Here is a 25,587-nt window from a genome sequence, read left to right on the forward strand (position 1 = left end):
AACGACAGGCCTGGGCCGGGTCAGAAGGCGGGGCCCGCGAAGAGCAGTGCGAGGATGACGGCGCCGATGGAGCTGCACGTGTGGTTGCGTGCCTTCAGGCCGACGGTGAGGAACAGCAGGCCGACGATCCCCATCGTGCCGTAGCGCCACTCGACCGTCTGCTCGAAGGCGACGACGGCGATGGCGGAGAGAAGGGCGATGGCGGGCATGGTGGTACCTCCTTCGAGGCGCTGAGGCGGGTCGGACAAGAGGAGGCAGAACTTCCGCCAACTTCATCAAGTTGGTTACCAACTCTGCATAGATGGTGCCCACTTGGTCGATACTCATAACCACCTTGCAGTGAACTCCACAAAGATGGATCAAAGTTGTAGCGTTTTGGTCGTGACCCAGGAGAATGTCGCAGTGAACGGCAGCAGAAGGCTCTCGTCCCAGGAGATCGCCGACACCCTGCGGGAACGCATCCGCAGCGGCGCCCTGAGGCCGGGCGAACGGCTGCCCACCCAGGCCGAACTGGCCGACGAGTTCGGCGTCGAGCGCGGCACCGTGCGACAGGCCCTGCGCGTCCTGCACGAGGACGGGTTGCTGAGCAATGTGAGCAAGGGCAGCCCGCCCCGCGTCGCCGAGGCCACCCGCCCCACCGGCACCGAGCCCCAGCCCACGATGGTGGGACTCGCGCCCCGGCTCGCCGAGGCGTTCTCGACACCGCACGTCCGGGTCGACGCCGCCTGTCTCACCGCCGAGACCCTGATGCTGGCGCTCGGCGAACCGGTCCGCCTCATCCACGAGGGAACGATCCGCCCCGAGTCGATCGACGTCCGGATCCTCCTGCCGTCCCGGAAGATCAACCTGGCCTTCCCGGTGCCGGTCGAGGGCCGCGGCGAGGACGACGAGGAGGACCCCGTCCACAAGCGCTGGCTGGACCAGCGCAACGCCCAGATCCGCGTGCTGCGCCACAACCTCCGGGCGCTGCGCACCTCCCACGGCATCGACGTCCGCGTGACCTTCCGGGCGCTGCCGTTCACCCCGCCGGTGAAGCTGTACCTCCTCAACGGCACCGAGGCCCTCATCGCGTACTACACGCTCATGAAGCGCGAGGAGCAGTTGGAGGGCGGCCCACTGGAGATGTACGACGCGTTCGGGACCCAGTCGCTGCTGTTCTCGTTCGCGCGGGAGACCAGCCGGCGGGACGAGGCGTTCGTGGAGCAGTCTCAGCAGTGGTTCGACGCCCTCTGGGAAACCATCACCACGGACCTGACACTCTCCTAGTGACGCCTGATACGACGCAGACTGATGCGGTGACGGTTGAGACAGAGATCCTGCGTGAGCTGATCGCTCCTGTTCGTTACGTGGTGTTCGACTTCGACGGCCCGATCTGCCGGCTGTTCGCGGGCCACTCCGCGGAGCAGGTGGCGAAGGACCTGGTCGCGTGGCTGGAGGGCCAGGGACTGCACGGCCTGCTCACCGATGAGGAACGGGTCCACCCGGACCCGATGGTCGTGCTGTACGCCATCAACCGGAGGCGCCCGCGCAGCGATCTGGTCGCCGAGCTGGAGGAGAGGTTCACCCAGCTGGAGCTGAAGGCGGTCGTCTCCGCCATGCCCACCGCGTACGCCGATCCGCTCATCCGCACCTGGTCGGCGCTCGGCAGCCGGCTCGCCGTGGCCACCAACAACTCCCCGCGTACCGTGGCCGATTATCTCGCCGGCCGGGGCCTGGCGGGCTGCTTCAGCCGGCACATATACGGCCGGACGAGCGACCTCCACCTGCTGAAGCCGGACCCCCACTGTCTGAACCGGGCGCTCGGCGCACTCGGCGCCACACCGTCCGCCGCCCTGATGATCGGCGACACCCCGACCGATCTGATCGCCGCCGAACGGGCGGGAGTGCCGTTCCTCGGCTACGCCCGTGACGAGGACAAAGGAAGACAGCTGCGGGACGCGGGCGCCCGGGTCGTCGTCCGATCGCTGGAGACCGTCCTGAAAGTGCTGCGGTCCCGGTCGTAGGCCCTCCCGGACGGGTGAGCCGGGCGCAAGTAAGGAACGAGCCATTGGCCGGGTGGCGCGGGGCTCAGCCCATTACAGTGTCCCCACTCTCACTTTCGTCGCATGAACATCAGAGGCGACGCACGGCTGTTCAGGAGTGACCCTTGGATGGTCCACCCATGCCTGGTGCCCGGAGGACGGCGTACGACGACTTCGTGCGCCGTGCGGAAGCTCTGGGCTCGGCCGGCCGGGGCCATCACCATCTGAACCACACGGTGCGGACGCCGACCGAGGCCGACCGGCGCCTCCTGGGCTGCGAGGCCGGGCAGCCCGTCACCGTGCGCCGCCGCCTCCGCTCCGCGCTGCCCGTGGTCGTGCGGACCTGGCAGGACGAGGCGGAGGTCCTGCGCGCGGTCCACCGGTTCCTGCCGCACACACCGCGGTGTCTCGTACGGCACCGGGACCTGACCGTCCTGACCCATGTGCCGGGCGTACCGCTGTCCGGCGTCCACCCCGACGGCACACCGCTGGACGCCCGGCTGATCCAGGGCCTCGCCGGACTGCTGGCGGACATGACCCGGGTGCGCAGGAAGGACCTGCCCCCGCTGCCGCAGTCGTGGCCCCGGTCGAGCAGGGACAGCCGGGCCTTCCTGCGGGCGCTGGCCCTCGCGGCGGAGGAGCAGATCAGACGGCGCAACTGGGGCACGTTCGGGGGGCTCTTCGCGACCCTGGGCATCCCCGACGACGCCCTGGTGCGGTTCGCCGAACGGGTGCCGACGATGACCAGCCGCCCGTTCAGCCTGCTCCACACCGATCTGCACCGCGACAACGTGATCGTGCCGTACGACGGTGATCCCCCGCTGGTCTGCGTCGACTGGGAGCTGGCGACCTACGGTGACCCGCTGCACGACCTCGCCACCCATCTGGTGCGCACCCGCTACCCGATCGAACAGTGGGCGCAGGTGACGGACGCGTGGGGCGAGGCCGTGGGCCGGCTGCGGGGTGAGGCCGTGAGCGGCCTCGACCGGGACCTCGGGCACTACCTCGCCTTCGAGCGGGCCCAGTCCGTCTACCCCGACGTCATGCGCGCGGCGACCTCGCTCGGCGACTCCTTCGACCAGCACGACCTGGACGAGGCGACCCGCGCGGTGCACCGGGCGCTGGTGGCGGCGGAGGAACCCCTGCGGCTGCGGCGGGTGCCCGACGAGCGCGCGATCGAGCGCGTCCTGTTCCGCTGGAACGTGTCCCACGCCCGACGGCACAGCCGGGAGCGGGCGGTCTCCGCCGTCTTCTGGCAGCGCGACCCGAGGGTGCCCGAGCACCCGGAGTTCCCCGCGTCGGCGGTGCGGGAGGCGCTGTTCGAGGAGGGCGCGGCCACCGCGGACCGGGTGTTCCGGGGGACGGCCCACCTCAGTACGGCCGTGCGCGTGTCCGGCTTCCCGCGTCCCGTGATGGTGCGGCGCAAGGTCGGCACGGCCGTGCCCCGGGAGCGCCGCTTCCTCAACGAGCACGCGGTCCTGCGGGCCGTCGAACGGTCGTGCCCGGGGGTGCGCGCCCCCCGGGTGCTGGCGCTGGGCACCAGCGCGCTCGGCGACCTGTTCACCATCCACTCCTACGAGGGGCCGACGGGAACGATCCGGCACCCCGACCACCCGGTGCACGGCCTGCTGCCGCACGAGGCGGACGACCTCGTGGACCAGCTCGCCGAGTTGACCCGCGCGGACCACGAGGAGCTGGACCGCAGCGCGTCCCTCGACGACTTCTACCCCCGCCTGTGCGACGAGCTGATCCGGATGGTCGCCGAACTGCCCAAGGAGACCATCGACCTCGCCCGGGAACTGGGACTGCCCGGCAGCGGCCGGCTGGGGGAACTCCTGCGGCGCCATCTGCTGGCCCCGCGCCGCCCCTCCCTCCTGCACGGCGACCTCAACCCGTGGAACCTCGTACGGCGCGAGGACGGTGCCGGGCTCACCCTCATCGACTGGGAGATGGCGATGGTGGGCGACCCGCTCTACGACCTGGTCCGCCATATGCACCTCACCCCCACCCTCGCGGACATCCGGGAGCGGCTGTTCACCCGCTGGTCCCGGCTCCTGCCGGAGGAGTGCACCAAGGGGTGGAGGGACGACTGGCGGGTCTACCGCTGGATCGAGACGGTCCGCTCGGCCTACGTCGACCTCGACCGTCTCGTCACCGGCGACGGCCTGGAGGCGCCCAACGTGCGCCGGGCGGTGGACGGGTACGCCATGACCCTGACCGCCGCGACGGCAGGCCTGGGACTCCACGCCAGGTCGCACGCCTTCCACGGCGCCCGGGCCTCCCTGGGCCGCGCCCCTCTCGGTGCCCGGCCCTCCCTCGGTTCGCGGCCCTCCCTCGGCGCCGGGTCCGAGGCCCGCGTGCCTGCGTAGGCTCGACCCATGAGTGAGACCGGCCTGCGGGAGCGCAAGAAGCGGCGGACGTACGAGACGGTGTCCGAGATCGCGATCGAGCTGTTCCTGGAGAAGGGCTTCGACGCGGTCTCCGTGGCCGAGGTCGCCGCGGCCGCCGAGATCTCCAAGCCGACCCTCTTCCGCTACTTCCCGGCGAAGGAGGATCTCGTCCTGCACCGGATCGCCGACCACGAGACCGAGTCGGCTCGGGTCGTGGCGGGCCGGGCCGAGGGCGAGTCGGTGGTGGGGGCGCTCCGGGCGCACTTCCTGTCCGGACTGGCCCGGCGCGACCCGGTCACCGGACTCAACGACCACCCACGCGTCCTCGCCTTCCACCGGCTCCTGTACGGCACGCCTTCGCTGGTCGCCCGCATGTACGGCCACCTGGAGCGGTCCGAGGAGGCGCTCGCGGAGGCCCTGGGCGGCGGACTCGACGCGCGGGTGGCCGCCGGGCAGCTCGTCGCCGTACGACGGGTGCTGGCGATGGAGAACTGGCGGCGGGTCGAGCGGGGGGAGCGGGTGGAGGAGATCGAGCGGGACGCCGTCGCGGCGGCCGAGCGCGTGTTCGGGCAGCTGGAGCGGACGCTGGTCGTGTGAGAGGCGGGGACCGGGAACAGCCGCGATTCGCTGAGCCTCGGTAAAAAATTTAACTCGGTTACGTTATTTCGGTACGCTCGGCGGAATGACGTCCACTCGTGCGCCCGAGAACCCGGCCGACCCGTCCCCCTCCCTGCGGCACGCCCTCGCCCGTGAGCGCGCCCATCACGACGCCTGCCGCGCCGCCCTCGCCGCCATGGTGGAGGGGGCGGGGGAGCAGGTGGTGATCGGCGAGGACGTCTCCGCCTCGGGGGCCGACGCGGAGGTGCTGGGGTACCGGCTCCGCAGTCAGGCCAAGGCGCTCCGGGAGTTGCCGGAGGGCCCGCTGTTCTTCGGGCGGCTCGACTTCGGTGACGACGGCCCCGGCGGCGAGCACGCCGGGCAGAGCTACCACCTCGGGCGGCTGCGCATCACCGAGCATCCGGGTTCGCCGCCGCTGGTCGTGGACTGGCGCGCGCCGGTGGCCCGCGCCTTCTACCAGGCGAGCGCCGGCGACCCGAGGGGCGTGGCCGTGCGGCGGCGCTTCGGCTGGGCCCCCGGCAGCCGGGGCGACTCGGCCGACCTCACCGGGTTCGAGGACGAACCCCTGGGCGGCGCGGCCCGCGGCGGCGGGGGCGGGGTCCGCGTGGGCGTGGGCGGTGAGGGCGTGGGCGGTGAGGGCCCCGCGCCCAGCCGCTTCCTCGCCGCCGAGATCGAACGGCCGAGGACCGGGCCCATGCGGGACATCGCCGCCACCATCCAGCCGGAGCAGGACGACCTGGTACGCGCCGGTCTCGCGACCTCCGTCTGTGTGCAGGGCGCCCCCGGCACCGGCAAGACGGCGGTCGGTCTGCACCGGGCCGCGTACCTCCTCTACACCCACCCCCAGCGCATCCGCCGCGGCGGCATGCTGATCCTCGGCCCCAACCGGACCTTCCTGTCGTACATCGCGGAGGTCCTCCCGGCGCTCGGCGAGGTGGGCGTGCGCCAGTCGACCGTCATGGACGAGATCGTCCGGCAGCCGGTCACCGCCGAGGACGACGAGCGGGCGGCCGCACTCAAGCACGACGCCCGGATGGCGCAGGTGCTCCGCCGGGCCCTGTACGCCCGTACCGCCACCGGGCGGCCCGACGCGCTGGTCGTGCCCGACGGCACGTACCGCTGGCGGGTGGAAGGCGACCGGCTCGAACGGATCGTGGCGGACGTACGGCGGGAGGAGCCGGAACCGCCGTACGACACCGGGCGGGAGCGGGTCCGGGCGCGGATCGTGGGGCTGCTGCGGGAGCAGGCGGAACGGCGGGCCGGGCCGCAGTCGAACGCCTGGGCGTGGCGGATGTCCCGGTCGCGGCCGGTGGGCGCGTTCCTCGACTCCGTGTGGCCGCGGGTCCGCCCGGAGGAGGTCGTGGCACGGCTGCTGACCGACCCGGAGGCGCTGGCCGCCGCGGCGGAGGGGCTGCTCGACGCGGCGGAGCAGAAGGCCGTGCTGTGGTCGAAGCCGCCGCGCTCGTGGCGGTCGGCGCGCTGGTCGGCCGCCGATCTCGTCCTCCTCGACGAGGTGGCGGGGCTCCTCGAACACCCCGAGGGATACGGGCACATCGTCATCGACGAGGCGCAGGACCTCTCGCCGATGGAGTGCCGCGCGATCGGCCGCCGGGCCGTGTTCGGCTCGGTGACGGTCCTGGGCGACCTGGCCCAGGGAACCACCCCCTGGGCGGCCCGCGACTGGTCCCGCCTCCTCGCCCACCTCGGCAAACCGGACGCGACCGTCGTACCCCTGACGACGGGCTTCCGGGTACCGCGGGCCGTGGTCGAGGTGGCCAACCGCCTGGTGGGACGGCTGGACGTGGACGTGCCGACGGCCCGATCCCTGCGGGGGGACGGGGAGTTGCGGATGCGGAGGGCGGGGGATGAGGGTGAGGCGGGGGAGGTGGGGGCCGCCGGGGGCACCGGTCTCCTGGACGCCGTGGTCGAGGAAACCGTCACCGCCGTGCGGGAGGCCCTCGCCCGCGAGGGCTCCATCGGGGTGATCGCGCCCGACGCCGAGACCGTACGGCTGCGGGAGGCACTCGCCGCGGCCGGCATCGCGGCCGGCGGCGCGGACGACCTGCGGGCGCGGGTCGCGGTGCTGGGGGCGCGGATGGCGAAGGGCCTGGAGTACGACCATGTCGTGGTCGTCGAGCCGGCCGCGATCGCGGCGGCGGAGGCGCGGGGTCTGCACCGGCTGTACGTCGCGCTGACACGGGCGGTGTCGCGCCTGGACGTGGTGCATGGGTGGGGGGTGCCGTGGTGAGGGGGGAAGGGCGTCAGACGGGGCGGACCGGTGCCGGACGGGGCCGGTGTCACGGGTGTTACCCGATAGCGGCGTAGTCATGACCTGGCGCGGACCTCGGCGCCGGGCTGGGTGACTACGGTCGGAGATGCCGGTGAGCGGCGGAACGCACGAGCCCGATCTCCCTCCCCCCAGGGGGCTCGTCCGCCGCTCACCGGCTTGTCCGTGTACGGGTCGGCCCACCTGCCGCCCGCCGGGTCAGTCCGCGGTCGAGGCGGCGTCCAGGGCCGGGATCAACTGCTGTTCCTCGTAGTCGAGATGGGCTTCGAGCTCGGCTGTGAGCCGCTCCACGTCGGCGAGTACGGCCCCGGTGCCGGCGTTCTCCGTGGCCGTCAGCACCTGGCGCAGATCCTCGACCAGGGCGGCGATCCGCTCGTGCTCCTCACCGAGGCGCGTGAGGGTCGGGGCCAGCTCCGGGTGCCGGTCGGCCAGGAACGGGAACAGCATGGTGTCCTCGCCGGTGTGGTGGTTGTGCAGCCCCTGGCAGAAGGTGAGGCAGTTGACGCGGAGCTGCGCGCCGAGCGTGGTCGTGCCGTCGCTCGCGATCAACTCCTGCTTGATCAGCGCGAGTTCACGACGGAAGGCGTCGTGGACGACCTTGATGGCCTCGCCCATGGAGCCGGCGTTGATGTGCGGAGGGCCCGCCACAGGGACCTCGCGGAGGGCGACGACCGGGATCGTACGGTCCGTCTTCGCCTGGTACTCGGCCCACCCCGGGTCGGACTCGACGGCACGGGCGAACGCCCGGTCGCGTTCCTCGCCGTCCAGGACGACGGCGTCCGCCTCGTAGGTGAACACCCCGCTCTCGACGGTCACGCGGGGGTTGGCGAGGACGTTCCGGTACCAGTCGGGGTGCTTGGGCGATCCCCCGGCCGACGCGATGACGAGGACCGTGCCGTCGCCGTCGGGGAGGTAGCCGAGGGGAGTGGTGTGCGGGTTGCCCGTACGGGCGCCGATGGTGGTGAGGAGGATCAGGCGGGCGCCTTCGAACATGCCGCCGACCTTGCCGTGGTTGGCGCGGAACTCTTCGATGACCGGCTGGTTGAAGGGGTTGGGCATTCTCAGCTTTCTGTCGAGGTCGATGCCGATGCCGACGACGACCCGCGAGGTGCGACGGCGCATCGGCGTCGTGGGTGTCGCGGGTGTCGTGGTGTGCGGGCAGGGGTGATCGCCGCGCTGTGCGCGTTACGGCGGGAAAGGAGGAGCAGCGCGGTGCGGTGCACGCGATGTCGTCCGACGCGGTGCGGGCGATCTCAGACGGTGCGCTGCACGTGACGCCCTACGGCACGATGCACGCGGTAGCCGTGGTGTGCTGGGGCGCGGTGCTCCCACGCGCCACGACAGGCGGCCCCCTGGCCCGCCCCGACCTCACTCAGAGGCCGGGCAACCCATTCGCTCACGGCCCAAGGCCGACCCGGCAGTCATGAGGGCAACGGTAGTGGGCGCAGACGGAAGCGGGCAACGAGTTATCGGGGGACGACTGATCGGGGGACGACCGCGAAGGGCACGCGCTGGCGGTGTGGCCAGGCACGAGGCGGAGTACCACCGCTCCGGCCCGTCGACTCGCTCCACCGCCACCTCACTTGCTCTCGCCGGGCACCGGCCCCGCCTCACGCTCGAGGCGTCCCTCGGGGGCACCCTCCAGGTCCCCCTTCGACTCGATCTTCGACTTGGCCTTCGACTCGCCCTGCGGTTCGCCGCCGATGACCCCGCGCCTGCTCCCCCAAGCCCACAGCACCGTGGCCATGAGGGCCAGGGCGATGGTGGCGAGGCCGGAGGAGGCGAGGACGGGGCGGGGGCCCAGCGCGGCGGTGAGGGGACCGCCGAGAGCCGTGCCGACGGGGGCGGCGGTGAGGAGGGCGGCGCCTCGGGCGGCCAGGACCGTGGTGAGCCAGGCCGGCGGCGTACGGTCCTGGAAGAGCGTGTAGGACAGGGCGGTGAAGGGGCCGTAGATCACGCCGCCCAGCGCGAAGCAGGCGAGGGTCACGGCGGCCGGGGCGCCCAGCCCGAACGGCACCAGCACGCAGCCCCACCCGGCGACGATCGCCAGGGTGACGGGCCACAGCGGGAGTCTGCTCAGGGCGCCGACGGCGAGGCCGCCCACGACGGCACCCACGCCGAAGAACGTCCAGTACAGCCCGAGCAGACTGGACTCGGCGTGCAGATCGGCGGTGACGTGGAGCGGGAGCGCGACCTCGACGGGGCCGTAGAGGAAGTTGAAGAACCAGGTGAGGGCGAGGACGCCGAGCAGTTCGGGCTGCCTGCGCAACAGGTGGAGCCCGGCCGCCGACTGGCCGGTGTCGACGGGCGCGGCGGTCTCCGCGGTCGTGGCGGCGCCGCCGAGGCGGCCGACCTGGAAGGCGAGTACGGCGAAGGACGCGGCGTCGACGCCGATGATCCAGGCCGGGCTCAGCACGGTCGCCAGGAACCCGGCGATGGCGGGGCCGATGATGATGGAGGCCGAGGCGCTCGAACTGACCAGGGCGTTCGCGGCGAGCCGCTGCTCCGGCGGCAGGATGCGGGCGAGGAGGGAGTACTTGCCGGCGCTGCCCCAGGCGTGGAGCACCGACGAACCGGCGAGCAGGACGACGTACAGGACCGGGTGCAGTACGCCCAGCAGCCAGGCGAGCGGCACACAGCCGAGGAGCGTGGCGCGGATCCAGGCGTCCGCGGCCACCAGCCGCTGGGCGGGCAGCCGCCGCAGCCACCGGCCGAAGACCAGCGCCCCCACGGCCCCGGGCAGTGCGTACGCGGCGATCGCGGCTCCGACCAGCAGACCGGACCGGTCGGGCGGCGCGATCTCCACGGCGAGCCACGCCACGGCCACCACGCTCATCCCGTCCCCGAGATCCGAGGCCGCCAGCGCCGGCAACAGCCGCCGGAACTCGACGTGGCCGAACAGGGGCCGGTACGCGGACGGCAACAGACGGGAAGCCCAAGACGAAGTCACCCGCAAAGCCTCGCGGATCAAGCACAGTTGAGGTCAAGGCTTTAGGCGTCACGTCCCGTGCGCGGTCGGTCGGCGGTGATCACCCGGCTTCCGCCGACCCGGTGTCGGCAGGAGGGTCATCGGTGGCCTCGAGGGTTGAGGCATCGGCCGCGTCGGCCGCATCGGTGCCGACGGTGATACCGGCGGCTACGGCGTTCGTGGTGGCGGTGGGGATGGCGGCCGGGCCGAAACCGGCCTCCGTCAGGATGTCGGCGGCGACCCCACGCCCGACCCCGGCGAGCCCGACCAGCAGGTCGTCGCAATCGATGCGCTCGGCACCCCGCTCCCTGGAGCGCGCCTCGGCCAGGGCGATCGCCTTGCGGGAGTATGGCGTCCAGGCGATCCGCTCGGCCGCCTGCGAGGCGCCCATGCTCAGCCGGCCGCCGACCGAGCGGTGGACCGTCTCCGGCGCGATCCCGGCGGCTCGCAGCAGCCGGGTGGCGGTGTTGTCCTCCGAGGTCAGCCCCCACAACAGGTGTTCGGTGCCGATGTAGTTGTTGCGGTGGTGCACGGCGGCCTGCTTGACGTGGACCATGGCCTGGCGCAGCCCGTCGGTCATCGTCTCGGGCCCGTAGCGCTTGTGCGGGGCATGGAAACGCTGCTGCACCGCCTGCCGGCTCACTCCGAGCGCCCCGCCGATGTCCGTCCACGACGAGCCGTGCATACGACAGTGCTCGACATAGTCCTCGACCAAGTCATCCGCCAACGCCTGCAACTGACCGGCCAGCTGCGCCGCGACCGTCAGCAGCGCGAGCCAGTCGGGCTGTTCCTGACCACCGGGGCGGTGCGCGGTGTCGCACCGCCGATCGACTTCCGCGATGAGATCGTCCAGATCCGGGAGCGTCATGAGGCAAGTACGCCTTGACAGTCTGGAATTGTCAACGAGTTCTTGCCTTTTTGCCTTGGCTCCCTCGATGCGGCGCGGAGGGTGTCCCGGTCGGCCCATGTCCGGTCCCGCTCAAGGTGAGGCAGCGTGAGTGTCTGACCTGGGGTGCCTCAGTTTGAGCGAGACGGGGGCGGACTGGCTGTCTCGCTCAATCCTGTTGGCGCTCTTTGAAATCCCCACCCGCGCTCGCCGTGTTCCTCCAGACCTGCTCATCGGAGGTCCCCGCGCTGGATGGCATGTGGCTGGCTCGGCCTCGACGCCCCTGCTCAGCTCTCCCCGGGCAGCGGGTGTTCCTTGACGAAGCGGCGGAGCTCCGCGGTGAGGCCCAGCGGGTTGTCGAACTGGACGAGGGTGCGGGCGTCGGGTATCTCCACGTAGCGGGCGTTCGGCAGCAGCTCCGCGAGACGGCGCCCGGTGGCGGGCGGCATCATGCGGTCCTCGGCGCCCCAGGCGACCAGCGCGGGGCGGGTGAAAGAAGGCAGGTTCGCGGCGGCCTTCAGATAGCAGTCCGGGTCCGCGCTGCGGCAGAACTTGGCGAAGTCGCGCCGGATGTCGCGGCTGCTCAGCAGTGGGCCGTACCAGCTGGCGATCAGCTCCTTCGGGAGCTGCTTCTTCGCCATCCCGCCGAGTGACGTCTGCATGCGAGCCAGGGCCGGGAAGCGGAAGGACTGGAGGAGGAGGAAGAGGCCGCCGGGAATCTTGCTGGCCCAGTGGAGTGTTCTGCCCTGAATGCCAGGTGGGTAGTTGTCCAGGGCCTCGCAGGAGGTGAGGACGAGCCGGGCGATGCGATGGTCTCGTACGCCGACAAGGAGTTGAGCCGTTCCGGTGTCGTTCTGGACGAGGGTGACATCACGGAGGTCCAGGCAGTCCATGAACTCGGCCAGAAGCGACGCGATGCCGTGCGCGGACAGGTCGGCGTCCGGCCGCATCGGCCGCCGGTGGCTCCCGATCGGCAGTACGGGGACCAGCACACGGAAGTCGGGCTGGAGGTCGGAGACGACCTCGCTCCACACCGACTCGTCGAAGCCGAGGCCGTGAGCCAGGACCACGACGGGGCCGTCACCGCCCGTGTCCTCGTAGTCGATCGTCCCTGCGCTCAACTCGATCTCGGGCATGGCACTGCCTCCGGCTCGGTCGCACATTTCTTGATAGATCGTTCTAGTGAGAGATATGGCCCGGGTGCCGAGATCCGTGTGGCCTGCCTGCATGGGGGCAGCGGCGACCAGCAGCGCGGCGAACACGATGGGGGCGGCTGTCTGGTACCCCATCCAGAGTTCACCCCCGGCGCTGCTGCCCTGTCGCGCCATCAGGAGGCCGACCAACGCCGCCAACACCCAGCCACCGTCGTAAGCGATCATGAGCTGCGTGTAGGTGCGCATCGACCGGCTGCGCGTGTATCTGATCTCGATGCCGCCGCCGATCAGCAGGGCCACGCCTGAGACGACCATCAGCCAGGCCGGCGTGCCGAGTAACCGGCCGAGCGGGGCAGCGCCGGCGATGTAGACACCGGCGAGCAACACCTTGAAGGCGCCATCGGCGATGGCGCCCACCGTCTGGCGGGTCACCCGCGGTGCCACGACCTGGGCCATGAGCCTCCTCCTCAAAGCTCGTCCCGACTGGTTCCATAACGAGATTACGGCAATAATCAAACTATGAGAATGACGAGAGCGGAGGCCAAGGAACGCAACCGCCGGGCCTTGCTGGACGCCGCGTTCCAGGTCGTTGCCCGGGACGGGTACCGGGCCAAGCTTGATGAGATCGCCGAACGCGCCGACCTGACCACCGGCGCCATCTACTCACTCTTCGGGAGCAAGAACGGCCTGGTGGTCGCCCTGGTCGCTGACTACCTGCGGCCGTACTACGAGGAGATCGAGCAGGCGGTTCCCGCTGGACTTGATCTACTGGAAGCGGTCGACGCCTTCGCGCGGTACTACCGGCGCAGTTGTGACGCCCCGGACGCGCTGTCTCGTCTGTCGCTCCAGATCACCTTGCTGGACATGGTCCTGCATGACCCAGAGCTGGGGTCCCAGCTCGCCACGTCCATCCGGGCGCAGGAGAACCATCTGATCGCGCTGTTCACCGGGAGATCGCACAACGGAACCGTCGTGACGTCGCAACAGGCGAAACGCCTGACCACCGCGCTCAGGGCACTGTTCGTCGGTCTCAGCCAGGGCGTCCCGCTCGGTCTTGCCCCTGGTGCCGACGAGCAGTACTTCGCCGACGTCGCCCGCGCTCTGGCATCCGGGATGTCCCTCATCGATCACGATGAGGATGCTTCGTGATGGGCAGTCAGGATGAGGACTCCTCGGGTTCACCGTCGTGAGTCGGTGTACATCGATTCCTTCTGGAAGCTCATCGATGAGTGCCGACGGCAGACGCGGGGCCGGGACGAACGGCTGACGTGGTTGCGTGACGAGTTGTCGCGGAGGCCGCTGACAGAGATCGTGCAGTTCCAGCTTCGCCTGGACGAAGTGACGCACGAAGCCTTCACCTGGGAGCTCTGGGCTGCTGCGGAGCGGATCTTCGGCGGTTGGTGTTCGGACGACGGATTCTGCTATTTCGGCCTGTGGATGGTGGGGCTCGGTCGGAAGCCTTCGAGCAGGCAATGATCGATCCCGACGCTCTGGCCGACACTCCAGAGGTTCAGTGCCTGGTGGGTCGCCCTCGGAAGCTCTGGAACGATGACTGGCCGGAGTGGGAGTCTCTCGACTACGTCGCCATGGAGGCGTATGGACTACTCACCCGCGCGGATGACGACTGCGGCGACGCATTTTATGAAGCCGTCGAAGCCGAGCAGGGCGCTGTAGGCGGCAATCCAGGGCCGCGCGGCGAGCAGTGGGACGTGCGATGCGAAGACGAGGCGATGCGCAAACTGCCGAGGCTGAGCGCGATGTTTCCCCTCCGGCCACTGGCCCGGTAGGCGCGAAAGCGCGAGGAATCAGGCTGAGGCTTCGGGGGTGTCGACAGACAAGCGATGCCACGCGTGGCCGCAACCGTCGGAGCAGAAGCGCTCTCGTCGGCGTTCCCCTCGGCTCTCTCCAGCTCCTCCGCTCGCGTACCCGCGCCGTCGGTGAGCGGCTCCGCCCACGCTGCGGCAAAGTCCCGAACTCGCGTACCCGCGCCGTCGGTGAGCGGCTCCGCCCACGCTGCGGCAAAGTCCCGAACGAAGGCCCAGGCTCGCGCCCTGTCGGGTATCCCACCGCGCAGAGCTTGAGCCACATCGAACGCGTCAACCATGCGGTGGACCGTACAGGCCGGCCAGCTTCGCCGGGACTCCGCCACCTCGTTCGCCAGAACCACCGAGACTCGCCACATCTACTGGGAACGGACAGCCCACCCCGGACCGGGTGGTCGGGCGACGTGGCGTGGCGCACTTTTGCAAGCAGGTGCTTGCAATAGTTAGCGGGGGTGGGGCATGGTGGAGGCATGGCAACGCTCAACGTCGGCAATCTCGGTGAGTACCTGCGTGAACAGCGGCGAAACGCGCAGCTGTCGCTCAGGCAGCTCGCCGACGCCGCCGGGGTGTCCAATCCGTATCTGAGCCAGATCGAGCGCGGGCTGCGCAAGCCGAGCGCGGAGGTCCTCCAGCAGGTCGCCAAGGCGCTGCGGATCTCCGCCGAGACGCTGTACGTGCGGGCCGGGATCCTCGACGCCGAGCGGGACCGGGACGAGGTGGAGACGCGCGCCGTCATACTCGCCGATCCCACGCTGAACGAGCGGCAGAAGCAGGTGCTGCTCCAGATCTACGAGTCCTTCCGCAAGGAGAACGGGTTCGAGGTCCTCATAGGCGACGGCGACGGCGACGGCGAGGACGGAGAGCCGGGTGCGGTCCGGGACGCGGACCGCACCGACGCGGAGACCGCCGACGGCAACGGCGCCGGAGCGGCCGCCGGCCCCGCTTCTCCCGCCTCCGACGGCGGCGGTGCCGGTGCTGGTCCGCGCCTGACCGCGAGATGACGGAGCCAAGGTCCCTCGGACCGCACACCCGCACACCCGTAGCCCCGTAAGTCGCACGACCGCACAACCGCATCACCCCGTACGCGCGGACCCGCATCGACGCGGATCCGCACCCGCACAGACCGGAGATCCGGCCTCGTCGATTACGTCGAGCACGTCTGACGCGTTGACCGACTCGGACGCGGAACCCGTGGACGACGTCGACCGCGGGCCGGACCCACACAAAACCCTCAGCCGAACGCCAGACCCGGAGGACCATCACCATGGCCATCACTGACGACATCCGCAAGGCCGTCACCGACCCGACGCCGCTCTACTTCGCCGCCGGCACCGCCGACCTCGCCCTCCAGCAGGCCAAGAAGGTGCCCGGCCTCGTCGAGCAGCTGCGCGCCGAGGCGCCGGCCAAGATCGACGCCGTGCGCAACACCGACCCCAAGGCCGTCCAGGAGAAGGCGACCGCCCGGGTCAAGGAGACGCAGGAGACCCTCCAGACCAAGGTCACCGAGCTGATCGGCACCCTGGACACCGACCTCAAGAAGCTCGGCGAGAGCGCCCAGGACCTGGCGCTGCGCAGTGTCGGCGTCGCCGCCGAGTACGCCGTGAAGGCCCGTGAGGCCTACGAGCGCGTCGCCGAGCACGGCGAGCAGGCCGTGCGCACCTGGCGCGGCGAGGCCGCGGAGGAGATCGAGGAGCTCGCGATCGCCGTCGAGCCGAACACCGCGCCCAAGGCCGAGCCGGTCGCGGTCAAGGACGAGCCGGCCAAGCCCGCCGAGGCCAAGCCCGCGCCCGCGCCCGCGCCGGCCGCCGCCGCCAAGAAGCCGGTCGCGAAGAAGCCTGCTCCGGTCCGCAAGCCGACGACCGCGAAGAAGACCACGCCGCCCGCCAAGTAGGGGGTACGCGCCCACCGGAGGACGGTGCGGCGCCGCAGGACACGGTACGGGGACGGGCCGGGCACCTTTGGGGTGTCCGGCCCGTTCTACGGGTACGGTTGGCCCCGTAGGAGTGTTCGGAAGACCGTGACCGTGAGAACCGCGAAGGCGAAGAGAACGGGTGGTGGTGGGCAGCATGCTGATGAACGGCTTCGCTGGGTTCATGGGACTGTTGCAGCTCGCAGTGATCGCCCTCGCCGCGTTCGCGCTGATCGACGCCACGTTCCGGCGTGAGGACGCGTTCCGGGCGACCGACAAGCAGACCAAGGTGTTCTGGCTGATCATCCTCGGGATCGCGCTCGTCGTGAGCGTGCTGTTCCCGCTCCTGTCGTTCCTGCCGATCATCGGCCTCATCGCCAGCATCGTCTACGTCGTCGACGTGCGCCCCGCCGTGCGGCAGATCTCCGGCGGCGGTGGCCGGGGCGGCAGCCGCGGCTCCAGCAGCGACGGACCGTACGGGCCGTACAACGGCGGTCGCTGACCTCACCCGACCCCGGACCGTGCGGGCCGGACGACCGGACCGCCGGTGACGACCGGACCACCGGTGCGTCGGGCAGGCGGTGCGTCGGGTAAGCGGGGCGTCGAGCAGGCCGGGCGGGTCAGCCCTCGCGGTCCAGCAGGAGTACGGCCACGTCGTCGGTCAGCTCGCCGCCGTTGAGGTCGCGTACCTCGTTCACCGCGGCGCGCAGCAGTTCCTCGCCGCGCAGGCCCGCGGCGAGCTGGCGGCGGACCATCGCGACCATGCCGTCCTGGCCGAGCCGCTCCTTGCCCTCGCCGATCCGGCCCTCTATCAGCCCGTCCGTGTAGAGCATCAGGCTCCAGGCGGCGCCCAGCTGGATCTGCGTGCGCGGCCAGCGCGCGTTCGGCAGCAGCCCGAGGGCCGGGCCGCCGTTGTCGTACGGCAGCAGCTCGGCCGGCGGCGCGGCGCCGTCCCGCCCGTGGCGGACGATCAGCGGCGACGGGTGGCCGGCCAGGCACAGGCCCGCCCGGCGGCCGTCGGGCGCGATGTCGACCGTGCAGAGCGTCGCGAAGATCTCGTCGTTCTCCCGCTCGTGCTCCAGGACACGCTGGAGCGTCGAGAGCAGCTCGTCGCCGCACAGCCCCGCGAACGTCAGCGCCCGCCAGGCGATGCGCAGCTCCACACCGAGCGCCGCCTCGTCCGGGCCGTGCCCGCAGACGTCGCCGATCATGACGTGGACCGTGCCGTCGGGGGTACGGACGGTGTCGTAGAAGTCGCCGCCGAGCAGCGCCCGGGAACGGCCGGGCCGGTAGCGCGCCGCGAACCGCAGGGACGAGCCCTCCAGCAACGGCGTCGGCAGCAGGCCTCGCTCCAGGCGCGCGTTCTCCTGGGCACGCAGCCGGGACTCCGTGAGCCGGCGCTCGGCCGTGTCCGACCGCTTCCGCTCCACCGCGTAACGGATCGCCCGGCTCAGCAGCCGGCCGTCCAGCTCGTCACGGAACAGATAGTCCTGCGCGCCGACCCGCACGGCCTCCGTGCCGCGCTCGGTGTCACCGGAGTCGGTGAGGGCGAGGACGGCGTGGCGGGGGGCCAGCTCCAGGACCTGCTTGAGGACGGAGAGCTCGTCGATGTCGGTGACGGTCTCCGTGGCGGTGCCGCCGGAGGAGGCCGGGGCTTCGGGGGCGCGGGCCGGGGCCGGCAGTGCCAGGTCCAGGAGGATGCAGTTGACGTCGTCGGTCAGCAGCCGCTGGGCCTCGGTGAGGTTGCGGGCGGTGCGGACACGGATCGGCTTGCCCGCGGAGTCGAGCAACTCGGGCACGTTGAGCGAACCGGCCGGGTCGTCCTCGATCAGCAGCACCGTGAGGTTGGTGGGGCCGGTCGGGGCGACGGCACCGGCGGTCGGACCGGCCGGGTGTGTGGACTTGTCGGCAGGGGCCTGGGCCGAGGCGTTCAGGGCCGCCCCCTCTCCGGACGGGCCGCTGGGTGCGGACACGGCGTGCGCCTGACCACTCTCCGCGGCCGGGATCGCTCTCTGCCGCGGTACGGGTACGGGCATCGTCTTGGGTTCCTTCCCTCCCCCCGAGGGCACGGGCGGGGCGAGGGACCTCGACCCACCGACGGGGACCTTAGCGTCAGGCGCCGCCGCAACGGAATGCTTGGCGAGGCACCGGACGGCAATCGGCCACCGTCATATGCCGCATCCAGTAGCGCATTTGGACATGACAGGGCTTTCCCCAGGGATGACGAATGTCACGCGACGGGGGTTGAGCCGACGGCCGAAGGTGGTGAGAGTCACGTGTGATGGGTCACTTGGCCGCCGAGTGGCTCACGGATTCGCGGGATTTCGGTGCATTGCGGGCGTAATGCGAACGGGGCGGGGTGAGCGCGACGGGCCGAACACGGGCCGGTCGGGGGCGAGTTGCGGCCGGTCGCGTCGCCCGTCGGTCATGTCCCCCGCCGGTCACGCGTCGGGGCGTACGACTCCCAGGATCGGCATGGTTCCCGCTCCCGCGATCGTCACCGTCCGCCCCGGTCGCGGGGCGTGGACGATCGCGCCGTCACCTATGTACATGGCGACATGGCTCGCGTCGGCGTTGTAGATGATCAGGTCGCCGGGGCGCATGTTCTCGACGGGGATGTGCTTGAGCTGCCGCCACTGCTCCTGCGAGGTACGGGGGATGCCCCGGCCGGCCGCGATCCACGCCTGGCTGGTGAGGCCGGAGCAGTCGTACGTCCGCGGGCCCTCGGCGCCCCATTCGTACGCTTTGCCGATCTGGTCCGTCGCGAACTTCACGGCCTTCTTGCCCTGCTCGGAGGCCTTGCCGTCGATCTCGTCGAGGATGCCGGAGTCCAGCCAGGCGGCCTGCTTCTGCCGCGCGGCGTCCTCCTCCAGCTTCGCCAGCCGCTCCCGCTCGTCGTCCTCCAGATCGGCCTCCAGCTTCTCGGCGGCGGCGATCTGCTTCTTGATCTTCTTCTTGGCCTTCTCCTTGGCCTTGCGGTTCGCCTCCAGCTTCTGCCAGCGCGCCGAGGCGTCCTTGGAGTACTGCTCCAGGTCGTCCTGCGTGCGGTTCATCTCGGCGAGCAGACCCTTGGTCGCCAACTGCCCCTGGCGCAGCCGGTCCGCGCCCTCCAGGAACTCCTGGGGGTTCTCGCTCAGCCACAGCTGCACCTCGGGCGGCAGACCGCCGCCCCGGTACTGGGCGCGGGCCGCGGCACCGATCAGGTCCTGCAACTTGTCCAGCTTCTCCTGGCCCTCGACGATCTCGTTCGCCAGATCGACGAGTTCGGCGGACTGCTTGTCGGCCTTCTCCTCCGCCGCGTTGTACGCGTCAGTGGCGACCGCCGCGTCGTGGTAGAGGCCCTCCAGCTTCGCGCGTACGGCCTCCAACTCCTCGTTGGTGACCGGCGCGGAGTCCGCGTCGGGGGTGCCCGTGCCCGAGGGGGAGGGGGTCGGTGTCGGGGTGGGCGTCGGGTCGGTCGGCTGCGTCTGGCTCGCGTACGCGGTGACCGGTGCGCCCAGCACGGTCAACGCGCAGACCACGGCCACGGCCGCCATGGTCAGGCTCCGCTTGCCGGCTCCCATAGCCCTTGCCCCCAAACCCGTCCCGGCGCTGATGACGCACGCCAAGAGAACTGATTAACCGTCAGTAACTTCTGGCGCCTGGGTGATCGTGCCATGGAGTCGCGCAATGCGACAGAGGCGGGCGAGAACTCCCTTCCCCCTGCTCCCTCCCGTAAGACGGCGCCCCCGCCTGTGTGACGAACGACTCACCGAGTTCGTTCCCAGGGGAGTTGAGGTGGTGGTGGGGGGCAGGCTGCGTGGTCGTTCCGGTGCCGCTCAGGAGCGAGGGGCCAACGCCTCCCACGCCACCGTCACTTCGCCCTGGCGCCAGCGTGTGACGCCGTCCCGCACCGGCCAGTCCGCGCGCAGATCGCGGATCGTGCGGATCCAGCGCTGGCGGGCACCGTACGAGGCGTACGGGGCGGCGGCGGCCCAGGCGCGGTCGAAGTCGCGCAGGAAGGCATGGACGGGCTCGCCCGGGACGTTGCGGTGGATCAGCGCCTTGGGGAGGCGCTCGGCGAGGTCCGAGGGGCGCTCCAGGGAGCCCAGCCGGGTGGCGAACGTGACCGTGCGGGGGCCCTCCGGGCCGAGGGCGACCCAGACGTGCCGGCGGCCGATCTCGTCGCACGTGCCCTCGACGAGCAGTCCGCCCGTGGAGGCCGGCAGACCGCAGGGTGACGGCGGACCGCCCGGCGCGAGACGGGCGCACAGCCGCTCCCACACGGCGGCGACCTCCTCCTCGTCGTACTGCCGCAGGACGTTCGCCGCCCGGATGAGCGTCGGACGGCCCGGTACGGGCACCTCGAAGCCGCCGTGCCGGAAGGTGAGCCCGTCGCAGGCGTACGGTTGCGCCGCCGTGACCCTGGCCGGGTCGATCTCGATGCCGACGACCTCGGTACGGGGAGCTGCCGCGCGCAGCCGCCGCAGCAGCTCCAGTGCGGTCCAGGGGGCGGCGCCGTAGCCGAGGTCCACGGCGAGGGGGGTGGCGGCACGGCGGAGTTCGGCGCCGTGGGTGGCCGCGATCCAGCGGTCCATGCGGCGCAGACGGTTGGGGTTGGTGGTGCCGCGGGTCACCGTGCCGACGGGGCGTGCCATGGGCTGAGCGTATGTGTGCGGGGGTGGGCGGGGCGTCCGCAGGGCCCCCGCGGCTGCCCCGCATCCCACCCTGGTCGAACGGTTGAGCGAGCATCGGTAATTCTTTTGCAAAGAGGAAATGGAACCGCCTCGTCCGGTGTTCCCCCTGCCGAGAGGGTCCGCACGCCCTCCGAACGGCATGCCCGCAGCAAGGAGGAACGCCACGTGAGCCACTACGTCAGCAGGCTCGGGCGACGCTCTCCGACCGCCGCGTCCCGGTTGAGACTGCACAGGAAACCCCGCCGCGTGGCGATGCTGTCCGTGCACACCTCACCGCTGCACCAGCCGGGCACGGGCGACGCCGGCGGTATGAACGTCTACATCGTGGAGCTGGCGCAGCGTCTCGCGGCGCTCAACATCGAGGTGGAGATCTTCACGCGGGCCACCACGGCCGCCCTCCGGCCGAAGGTCGAGCTGGCGCCCGGTGTCCTCGTCCGGCACGTCGACGCGGGCCCGTACGAGGGCCTGGCGAAGGAGGACCTGCCCGCCCAGCTGTGTGCCTTCACGCACGGGGTGATGCAGGCGTGGGCCGGGCACCGCCCCGGCTACTACGACCTCGTCCACTCGCACTACTGGCTCTCCGGCCACGTCGGCTGGCTCGCCGCCGAACGGTGGGGCGTCCCCCTGGTGCACGCCATGCACACCATGGCGAAGGTCAAGAACGCCGCGCTCGCCCTCGGCGACACCCCCGAGCCCGCCGCCCGAGTCATCGGCGAGACCCAGGTCGTACGGGCCGCCGACCGCCTCATAGCCAACACGGCGGAGGAGGCCGACGAACTCGTACGCCACTACGAGGCCGACCCCGCCAAGGTGGCCGTCGTCCACCCCGGTGTGAACCTCGACCGCTTCCGCCCCGCCGACGGCCGCGCCGCCGCCCGCGCCCGCCTCGGCCTCCCGCAGGACGCGCTGATCCCCCTCTTCGCCGGACGTATCCAGCCTCTCAAGGCCCCCGACGTGCTGCTGCGCGCCGTGGCCGTGCTGCTGGGCGAGCGGCCGGAACTGCGGTCGAGGATCGTCGTGCCGGTCGTCGGCGGACCGAGCGGCAGCGGGCTCGCCAAGCCGGAGGGGCTGCAGAAGCTGGCCGCGCGCCTCGGCATCGCCGATGTCGTGCGCTTCCGGCCGCCGGTCGGCCAGGAGCAGCTCGCGGACTGGTTCCGGGCGGCGTCCGTGCTGGTCATGCCGTCCTACAGCGAGTCGTTCGGGCTCGTCGCCATCGAGGCGCAGGCGGCCGGTACGCCGGTGCTGGCGGCCGCGGTCGGCGGCCTCCCGGTGGCGGTACGCGACGGACACACCGGTTTCCTGGTCCAGGGGCACGATCCGGCGGCGTACGCGCGCGTGCTGCGCGATTTCGCCGACACCCCCGAGCTCTCCGCCCGCATGGGCGAGGCCGCCGCCCGCCACGCCGAGTCCTTCGGCTGGGACACGGCCGCGCAGTCCACGGCCGACGTGTACACGGCGGCGACCCACGACCACCGGCGGCAGGGAGTACGGGCCCACCACGGGTAGGCCGCACGCCACCGATGCCGCCTCCAGCCCCCGCTGCCGCACCCCGTCCCCCGGCTGCCGTACCCCTCCCCCTACCGGCGGGTACGCTCAACCCATGGCTGACGCAGCGGCGATCATCGAGCAGGTCCTCACCGAGGCCGAGCTGGAGTGGGAGAGTCCGGACAGCGGCAACTACGTCGTGAAGCTCCCCGGGACACGCAAGCTCTCCACCACGGTCTCGCTGCTGGTCGGCAGGCACTCCCTCTCCCTGAACGCCTTCGTGATCCGCCACCCCGACGAGAACGAGGCCGGCGTCCACCGCTGGCTCCTGGAGCGCAACCTCAAGCTGTACGGGGTGAGTTACGCCGTCGACCAGCTCGGCGACGTGTACGTCACCGCCAAGCTGCCGCTCGCCGCCATCACCCCCGAGAGCATTGACGGCCTCCTCGGCCAGGTCCTGGAAGCGGCGGACGGCGCCTTCAACACCCTCCTGGAACTGGGCTTCGCCTCCGCGATCCGCAAGGAGTACGCGTGGCGGGTGTCGCGCGGGGAGTCCACCCGCAACCTGGACGCGTTCAGCCATCTGACGCGGGACGCGGGGGCCCCGGAAGCCCAGGGGGCCCCGGGGGAATCAGGGGCTCAGGTGGCCGACGGTCGGAGCTGATCTCCGGGAGCGGGGCTCGGGGAGGTGGCGGACGCGGCGGACGTAGCGGATGTGGGGGACGTAGCGGATGTGGCGGACGTGGCGGGGATCGCGGGGACCACCGAGGCCCCGTTCGCCGCAGGCACGCCGGACCGGTCCTCCTCCAGCGCGCACTTCTCCGCCGCGCCCTCCTCCAACGTGCCCGCCTCTGCCGTGCTCCCCTCCAGCGCGCCCTCATCCGGCATCCGCCGCATGAGCAGCCAGTACCCGGCACCCGCCACGGTCCCGACCACCGCGCACAGCCCCCACAGCCACTCCGCGCCCCACCGGTCGATGACGACACCGGACATGACCGGCGCGACGAGGGCGGCGACGGACCAGGACATCGTGTACATGCCCTGGTAGCGGCCCCGGCCGTGCACGGGGGAGAGGCGGACGACGAGGCTCGTCTGCGTGGGGGCGTTCACGATCTCGGCGAGGGTCCACACGCAGACGGTGAGGGCGAAGACCCCGATCGAGCCGGCGAAGGCGGTCAGACCGAAGCCGTACCCCGCGAGCACGGACGAGATGACGAGGAGCCGCCCGGTGTCGCGGTGCTCGATGAACCGCGTGACCGGGATCTGGAGCGCGACGATCAGCACGCCGTTGACGGCGATGGCGAGGCCGTAGTCGGCGGGGGTGAAGCCCGCCTCGCCCATGGCGACGGGCAGCCCGACCGAGCCCTGCTGGAAGATCACCGCGACGAGGAAGGACAGCCCGACGACGCTCATGAACCGCCGGTCGCGCAGCACGGTCCCGAGGCCGACCTCGTCGGCGGCGGCCTTCTCCGCCGTCGTCCGCTCGGGCCGGGACTCGGGGAGCTTCAGGAAGACGACGATCGCGCAGACGAGGGTCATGCCCGCCTCGATGAGGAAGCCGGCGAGATAGCTGACCTCGGCGATGAAACCGGCGGCCATGGAGGAGACGGCGAAGCCGAGGTTGATGGCCCAGTAGTTCAAGGAGAACGCGCGGACCCGGTCCTCGGGGCGCACGATGTCCGCCATCATCGCCTGCACCGCCGGGCGGGAGGCGTTGCTGGTGGCGCCGACGAGGAAGGCGACGGCGGCGATGGCGACGGGGTCCTGCACGAAGCCGAGCAGGGCCACGGAGAAGGCCGTGGAGGACTGGGCGATCAGCAGGGTGGGCCGCCGCCCGAGCCGGTCGGCCATGACACCGGCGCCGAGGGAGGAGACGACGCCGCCCAGCCCGTGGAGGGAGGCGACGAGACCGGCGTACGAGGCGGAGTAGCCGCGGTCGAGCGTGAGATAGAGCGCCATGAAGGTGGCGACGAACGCGCCGAGCCGGTTGACGAGCGTGCTGGTCCACAGCCACCAGAACTCGCGGGGCAGCCCCGAGACGGACTCCCGGACAGCGCGTCTGGCAGCGGCGAGTGGCATGACGGTCCCCCACGACGTAAGCGGCTAAAGCGGCGAACACAACTTACGAACGCGGGCGCACCCCCGACCACCCAATTAACAGACACCGTCAACTGACGGCCGTGACCGGAAGCGACGACCGAGCCGCGCGCCGCAACACCCCTCGCGCCCCCTCCCGTGCCCGCCTCCCACCGCCCGCCGGAACTGTCCGCCTGTCGGCCGTATGGGCGACGTCTCCCGGCCGTCGATTACGCTCGGGGCCATGGCCGACGCACCGTACAAGCTGATCCTCCTCCGCCACGGCGAGAGCGAGTGGAACGAGAAGAACCTGTTCACCGGCTGGGTGGACGTCAACCTCACGGCGAAGGGCGAGAAGGAGGCGACGCGCGGCGGTGAGCTGCTGAAGGACGCCGGCCTGCTGCCCGACGTACTGCACACCTCCCTCCAGAAGCGCGCGATCCGCACCGCCCAGCTGGCCCTTGAGTCCGCGGACCGCCACTGGATCCCCGTCCACCGTTCCTGGCGCCTGAACGAGCGCCACTACGGCGCCCTCCAGGGCAAGGACAAGGCGCAGACGCTCGCCGAGTTCGGCGAGGACCAGTTCATGCTGTGGCGCCGCTCGTACGACACGCCGCCGCCCCCGCTGGAGGACGGCACCGAGTACTCCCAGTCGGGCGACGCCCGCTACGCGTCGATCCCGCCGGAGCTGCGCCCCCGCACGGAGTGCCTGAAGGACGTCGTCGTCCGCATGCTCCCGTACTGGTACGACGGCATCGTCCCCGACCTCCTCGCGGGCCGCACGGTCCTCGTCGCCGCCCACGGCAACAGCCTCCGCGCCCTGGTCAAGCACCTCGACGGCATCTCCGACGCCGACATCGCGGGCCTGAACATCCCCACGGGCATCCCCCTCTACTACGAACTCGACGCCTCCTTCACCCCGGTCACCCCCGGCGGCAAGTACCTCGACCCCGAGGCGGCCGCGGCAGCGATCGAAGCGGTCAAGAACCAGGGCAAGAAGAAGTAAGCAGAGCTGAAGAAGCCCCCTACCTGCGGGTTCTCCGCTGGTAGGGGGCTGTTTGGTGGGGCTGGGCCGTCTCTGGGCCGTCAGGTGCGACGACGCCAGCGGCGGACCCGGATGTCGAGGATGATCAGCAGTGCCACAACTCAGTCGGTCGGCTGACCCTGTGCCGCTGAAGATCATCGATTACGCCTGGGTCGTGGTCTTCTGCTTGAGGCGTTCGTAGGGGGTCTGGTCGCCGAGGCCGCCGTGGGGGCGATGGTAGTTGTAGTAGTCCTCCCACTCGCGCAGTTT

24 protein-coding genes and 1 pseudogene are annotated in these 25,587 nt (G+C 71.2%); 14 read left to right on the top strand and 11 right to left on the bottom strand.

The features are described 5' to 3' along the window. Positions 1–20 precede the first annotated feature (20 nt). Complete coding sequence (locus ACZ4Z3_RS38040) at positions 21–209, bottom strand: hypothetical protein (protein ID WP_123542903.1); 189 nt, start codon at positions 207–209, stop codon at positions 21–23. A 193-nt stretch (positions 210–402) separates the two neighbouring features. Between ACZ4Z3_RS38040 and ACZ4Z3_RS38045 the strand changes: the two genes are divergently transcribed. From ACZ4Z3_RS38045 to ACZ4Z3_RS38065, 5 genes are all read left to right on the top strand, one after another. Continuing rightward, entirely contained in the window at positions 403–1,266 is an 864-nt protein-coding gene (locus ACZ4Z3_RS38045; protein WP_468505368.1) for a GntR family transcriptional regulator, read from the top strand. A gap of 29 nt (positions 1,267–1,295) precedes the next feature. Then, positions 1,296–2,003 (top strand): HAD family hydrolase, encoded by a 708-nt coding sequence (locus ACZ4Z3_RS38050; RefSeq protein WP_468505347.1) that lies wholly within the window; start codon positions 1,296–1,298, stop codon positions 2,001–2,003. 158 nt (positions 2,004–2,161) lie between these two features. Then, positions 2,162–4,390, top strand: a complete 2,229-nt coding sequence (locus ACZ4Z3_RS38055) for a phosphotransferase family protein (protein WP_468505348.1) — start codon at positions 2,162–2,164, stop codon at positions 4,388–4,390. A gap of 9 nt (positions 4,391–4,399) precedes the next feature. Beyond that, positions 4,400–5,008: a TetR family transcriptional regulator gene (locus ACZ4Z3_RS38060; protein WP_468505349.1), complete on the top strand. Its 609-nt coding sequence runs from the start codon at positions 4,400–4,402 to the stop codon at positions 5,006–5,008. An 85-nt stretch (positions 5,009–5,093) separates the two neighbouring features. Continuing rightward, complete coding sequence (locus ACZ4Z3_RS38065; protein WP_468505350.1) at positions 5,094–7,277, top strand: HelD family protein; 2,184 nt, start codon at positions 5,094–5,096, stop codon at positions 7,275–7,277. Positions 7,278–7,514: 237 nt separating this feature from the next. Here the strand turns inward: ACZ4Z3_RS38065 and ACZ4Z3_RS38070 are convergent, their stop codons facing one another. The 5 genes and pseudogenes from ACZ4Z3_RS38070 to ACZ4Z3_RS38090 form a co-directional block, all read right to left on the bottom strand. Beyond that, positions 7,515–8,375: a nitroreductase/quinone reductase family protein gene (locus ACZ4Z3_RS38070; protein ID WP_468505369.1), complete on the bottom strand. Its 861-nt coding sequence runs from the start codon at positions 8,373–8,375 to the stop codon at positions 7,515–7,517. 520 nt (positions 8,376–8,895) lie between these two features. After that, positions 8,896–10,266 (bottom strand): MFS transporter, encoded by a 1,371-nt coding sequence (locus ACZ4Z3_RS38075; RefSeq protein WP_468505351.1) that lies wholly within the window; start codon positions 10,264–10,266, stop codon positions 8,896–8,898. 79 nt (positions 10,267–10,345) lie between these two features. Then, the gene (locus ACZ4Z3_RS38080) at positions 10,346–11,152 is read right to left on the bottom strand and encodes a Clp protease N-terminal domain-containing protein (RefSeq protein WP_468505352.1); all 807 of its coding nucleotides are present in this window, start codon (positions 11,150–11,152) and stop codon (positions 10,346–10,348) included. Positions 11,153–11,457: 305 nt separating this feature from the next. Then, positions 11,458–12,399 (bottom strand): alpha/beta fold hydrolase, encoded by a 942-nt coding sequence (locus tag ACZ4Z3_RS38085; RefSeq protein WP_468505370.1) that lies wholly within the window; start codon positions 12,397–12,399, stop codon positions 11,458–11,460. Next, a pseudogene (locus ACZ4Z3_RS38090) lies at positions 12,391–12,780 on the bottom strand (hypothetical protein); the annotation flags it as partial. The pseudogene ACZ4Z3_RS38090 and the gene ACZ4Z3_RS38085, both read right to left, overlap by 9 nt. A 69-nt stretch (positions 12,781–12,849) precedes the next feature. On the opposite strand from ACZ4Z3_RS38090, the gene ACZ4Z3_RS38095 reads away from it, so the two are divergent. The 6 genes from ACZ4Z3_RS38095 (at position 12,850) to ACZ4Z3_RS38120 (ending at position 16,558) form a co-directional block, all read left to right on the top strand. Further along, positions 12,850–13,473 (top strand): TetR/AcrR family transcriptional regulator, encoded by a 624-nt coding sequence (locus ACZ4Z3_RS38095; RefSeq protein WP_468505353.1) that lies wholly within the window; start codon positions 12,850–12,852, stop codon positions 13,471–13,473. A gap of 45 nt (positions 13,474–13,518) precedes the next feature. Continuing rightward, a complete protein-coding gene (locus ACZ4Z3_RS38100) occupies positions 13,519–13,800 on the top strand; it encodes a DUF4240 domain-containing protein (RefSeq protein ID WP_468505354.1) in 282 nt (93 codons plus the stop codon). After that, the gene (locus ACZ4Z3_RS38105; RefSeq protein ID WP_468505355.1) at positions 13,797–14,111 is read left to right on the top strand and encodes a hypothetical protein; all 315 of its coding nucleotides are present in this window, start codon (positions 13,797–13,799) and stop codon (positions 14,109–14,111) included. Before ACZ4Z3_RS38100 ends, ACZ4Z3_RS38105 begins: the two co-directional genes overlap by 4 nt. 506 nt (positions 14,112–14,617) lie before the next feature. Then, complete coding sequence (locus tag ACZ4Z3_RS38110; RefSeq protein WP_468505356.1) at positions 14,618–15,148, top strand: helix-turn-helix domain-containing protein; 531 nt, start codon at positions 14,618–14,620, stop codon at positions 15,146–15,148. 263 nt (positions 15,149–15,411) lie between these two features. Further along, the gene (locus ACZ4Z3_RS38115; RefSeq protein WP_468505357.1) at positions 15,412–16,038 is read left to right on the top strand and encodes a hypothetical protein; all 627 of its coding nucleotides are present in this window, start codon (positions 15,412–15,414) and stop codon (positions 16,036–16,038) included. A 175-nt stretch (positions 16,039–16,213) separates the two neighbouring features. Then, on the top strand, positions 16,214–16,558 hold the full coding sequence (locus ACZ4Z3_RS38120) for a DUF2516 family protein (RefSeq protein ID WP_468505358.1): 345 nt from the start codon (positions 16,214–16,216) through the stop codon (positions 16,556–16,558). A gap of 118 nt (positions 16,559–16,676) precedes the next feature. Here ACZ4Z3_RS38120 and ACZ4Z3_RS38125 read toward each other — a convergent pair whose 3' ends face one another. The 3 genes from ACZ4Z3_RS38125 to ACZ4Z3_RS38135 all read right to left on the bottom strand — a co-directional run bounded on the left by ACZ4Z3_RS38125 (position 16,677) and on the right by ACZ4Z3_RS38135 (position 20,693). Beyond that, positions 16,677–18,092 (bottom strand): PP2C family protein-serine/threonine phosphatase, encoded by a 1,416-nt coding sequence (locus tag ACZ4Z3_RS38125; protein ID WP_468505359.1) that lies wholly within the window; start codon positions 18,090–18,092, stop codon positions 16,677–16,679. 405 nt (positions 18,093–18,497) lie between these two features. Continuing rightward, entirely contained in the window at positions 18,498–19,619 is a 1,122-nt protein-coding gene (locus ACZ4Z3_RS38130) for a C40 family peptidase (RefSeq protein WP_468505360.1), read from the bottom strand. Between the two features lie 255 nt (positions 19,620–19,874). After that, complete coding sequence (locus ACZ4Z3_RS38135) at positions 19,875–20,693, bottom strand: class I SAM-dependent methyltransferase (protein ID WP_468505361.1); 819 nt, start codon at positions 20,691–20,693, stop codon at positions 19,875–19,877. A 204-nt stretch (positions 20,694–20,897) separates the two neighbouring features. Between ACZ4Z3_RS38135 and mshA the strand changes: the two genes are divergently transcribed. Further along, positions 20,898–22,238 (top strand): D-inositol-3-phosphate glycosyltransferase, encoded by a 1,341-nt coding sequence (gene mshA, locus ACZ4Z3_RS38140; protein WP_468505362.1) that lies wholly within the window; start codon positions 20,898–20,900, stop codon positions 22,236–22,238. A 94-nt stretch (positions 22,239–22,332) separates the two neighbouring features. After that, entirely contained in the window at positions 22,333–22,881 is a 549-nt protein-coding gene (locus tag ACZ4Z3_RS38145; protein WP_468505363.1) for a type III secretion system chaperone family protein, read from the top strand. Here ACZ4Z3_RS38145 and ACZ4Z3_RS38150 read toward each other — a convergent pair. Next, positions 22,857–24,296 carry an MDR family MFS transporter gene (locus ACZ4Z3_RS38150; protein ID WP_468505364.1) on the bottom strand — a complete coding sequence of 480 codons (1,440 nt, stop codon included), beginning with the start codon at positions 24,294–24,296 and terminating at the stop codon, positions 22,857–22,859. The genes ACZ4Z3_RS38145 and ACZ4Z3_RS38150 overlap by 25 nt on opposite strands. A gap of 241 nt (positions 24,297–24,537) precedes the next feature. On the opposite strand from ACZ4Z3_RS38150, the gene ACZ4Z3_RS38155 reads away from it, so the two are divergent. After that, positions 24,538–25,299, top strand: coding sequence for a phosphoglyceromutase (locus ACZ4Z3_RS38155; protein WP_468505365.1), 762 nt, complete (start codon positions 24,538–24,540; stop codon positions 25,297–25,299). 180 nt (positions 25,300–25,479) lie between these two features. Here ACZ4Z3_RS38155 and ACZ4Z3_RS38160 read toward each other — a convergent pair. Next, a partial coding sequence (locus ACZ4Z3_RS38160) for an integrase core domain-containing protein (protein WP_468505371.1) occupies positions 25,480–25,587 on the bottom strand: 108 nt, incomplete at its 5' end.

Source organism: Streptomyces sp. NPDC030296 (assembly GCF_055572815.1).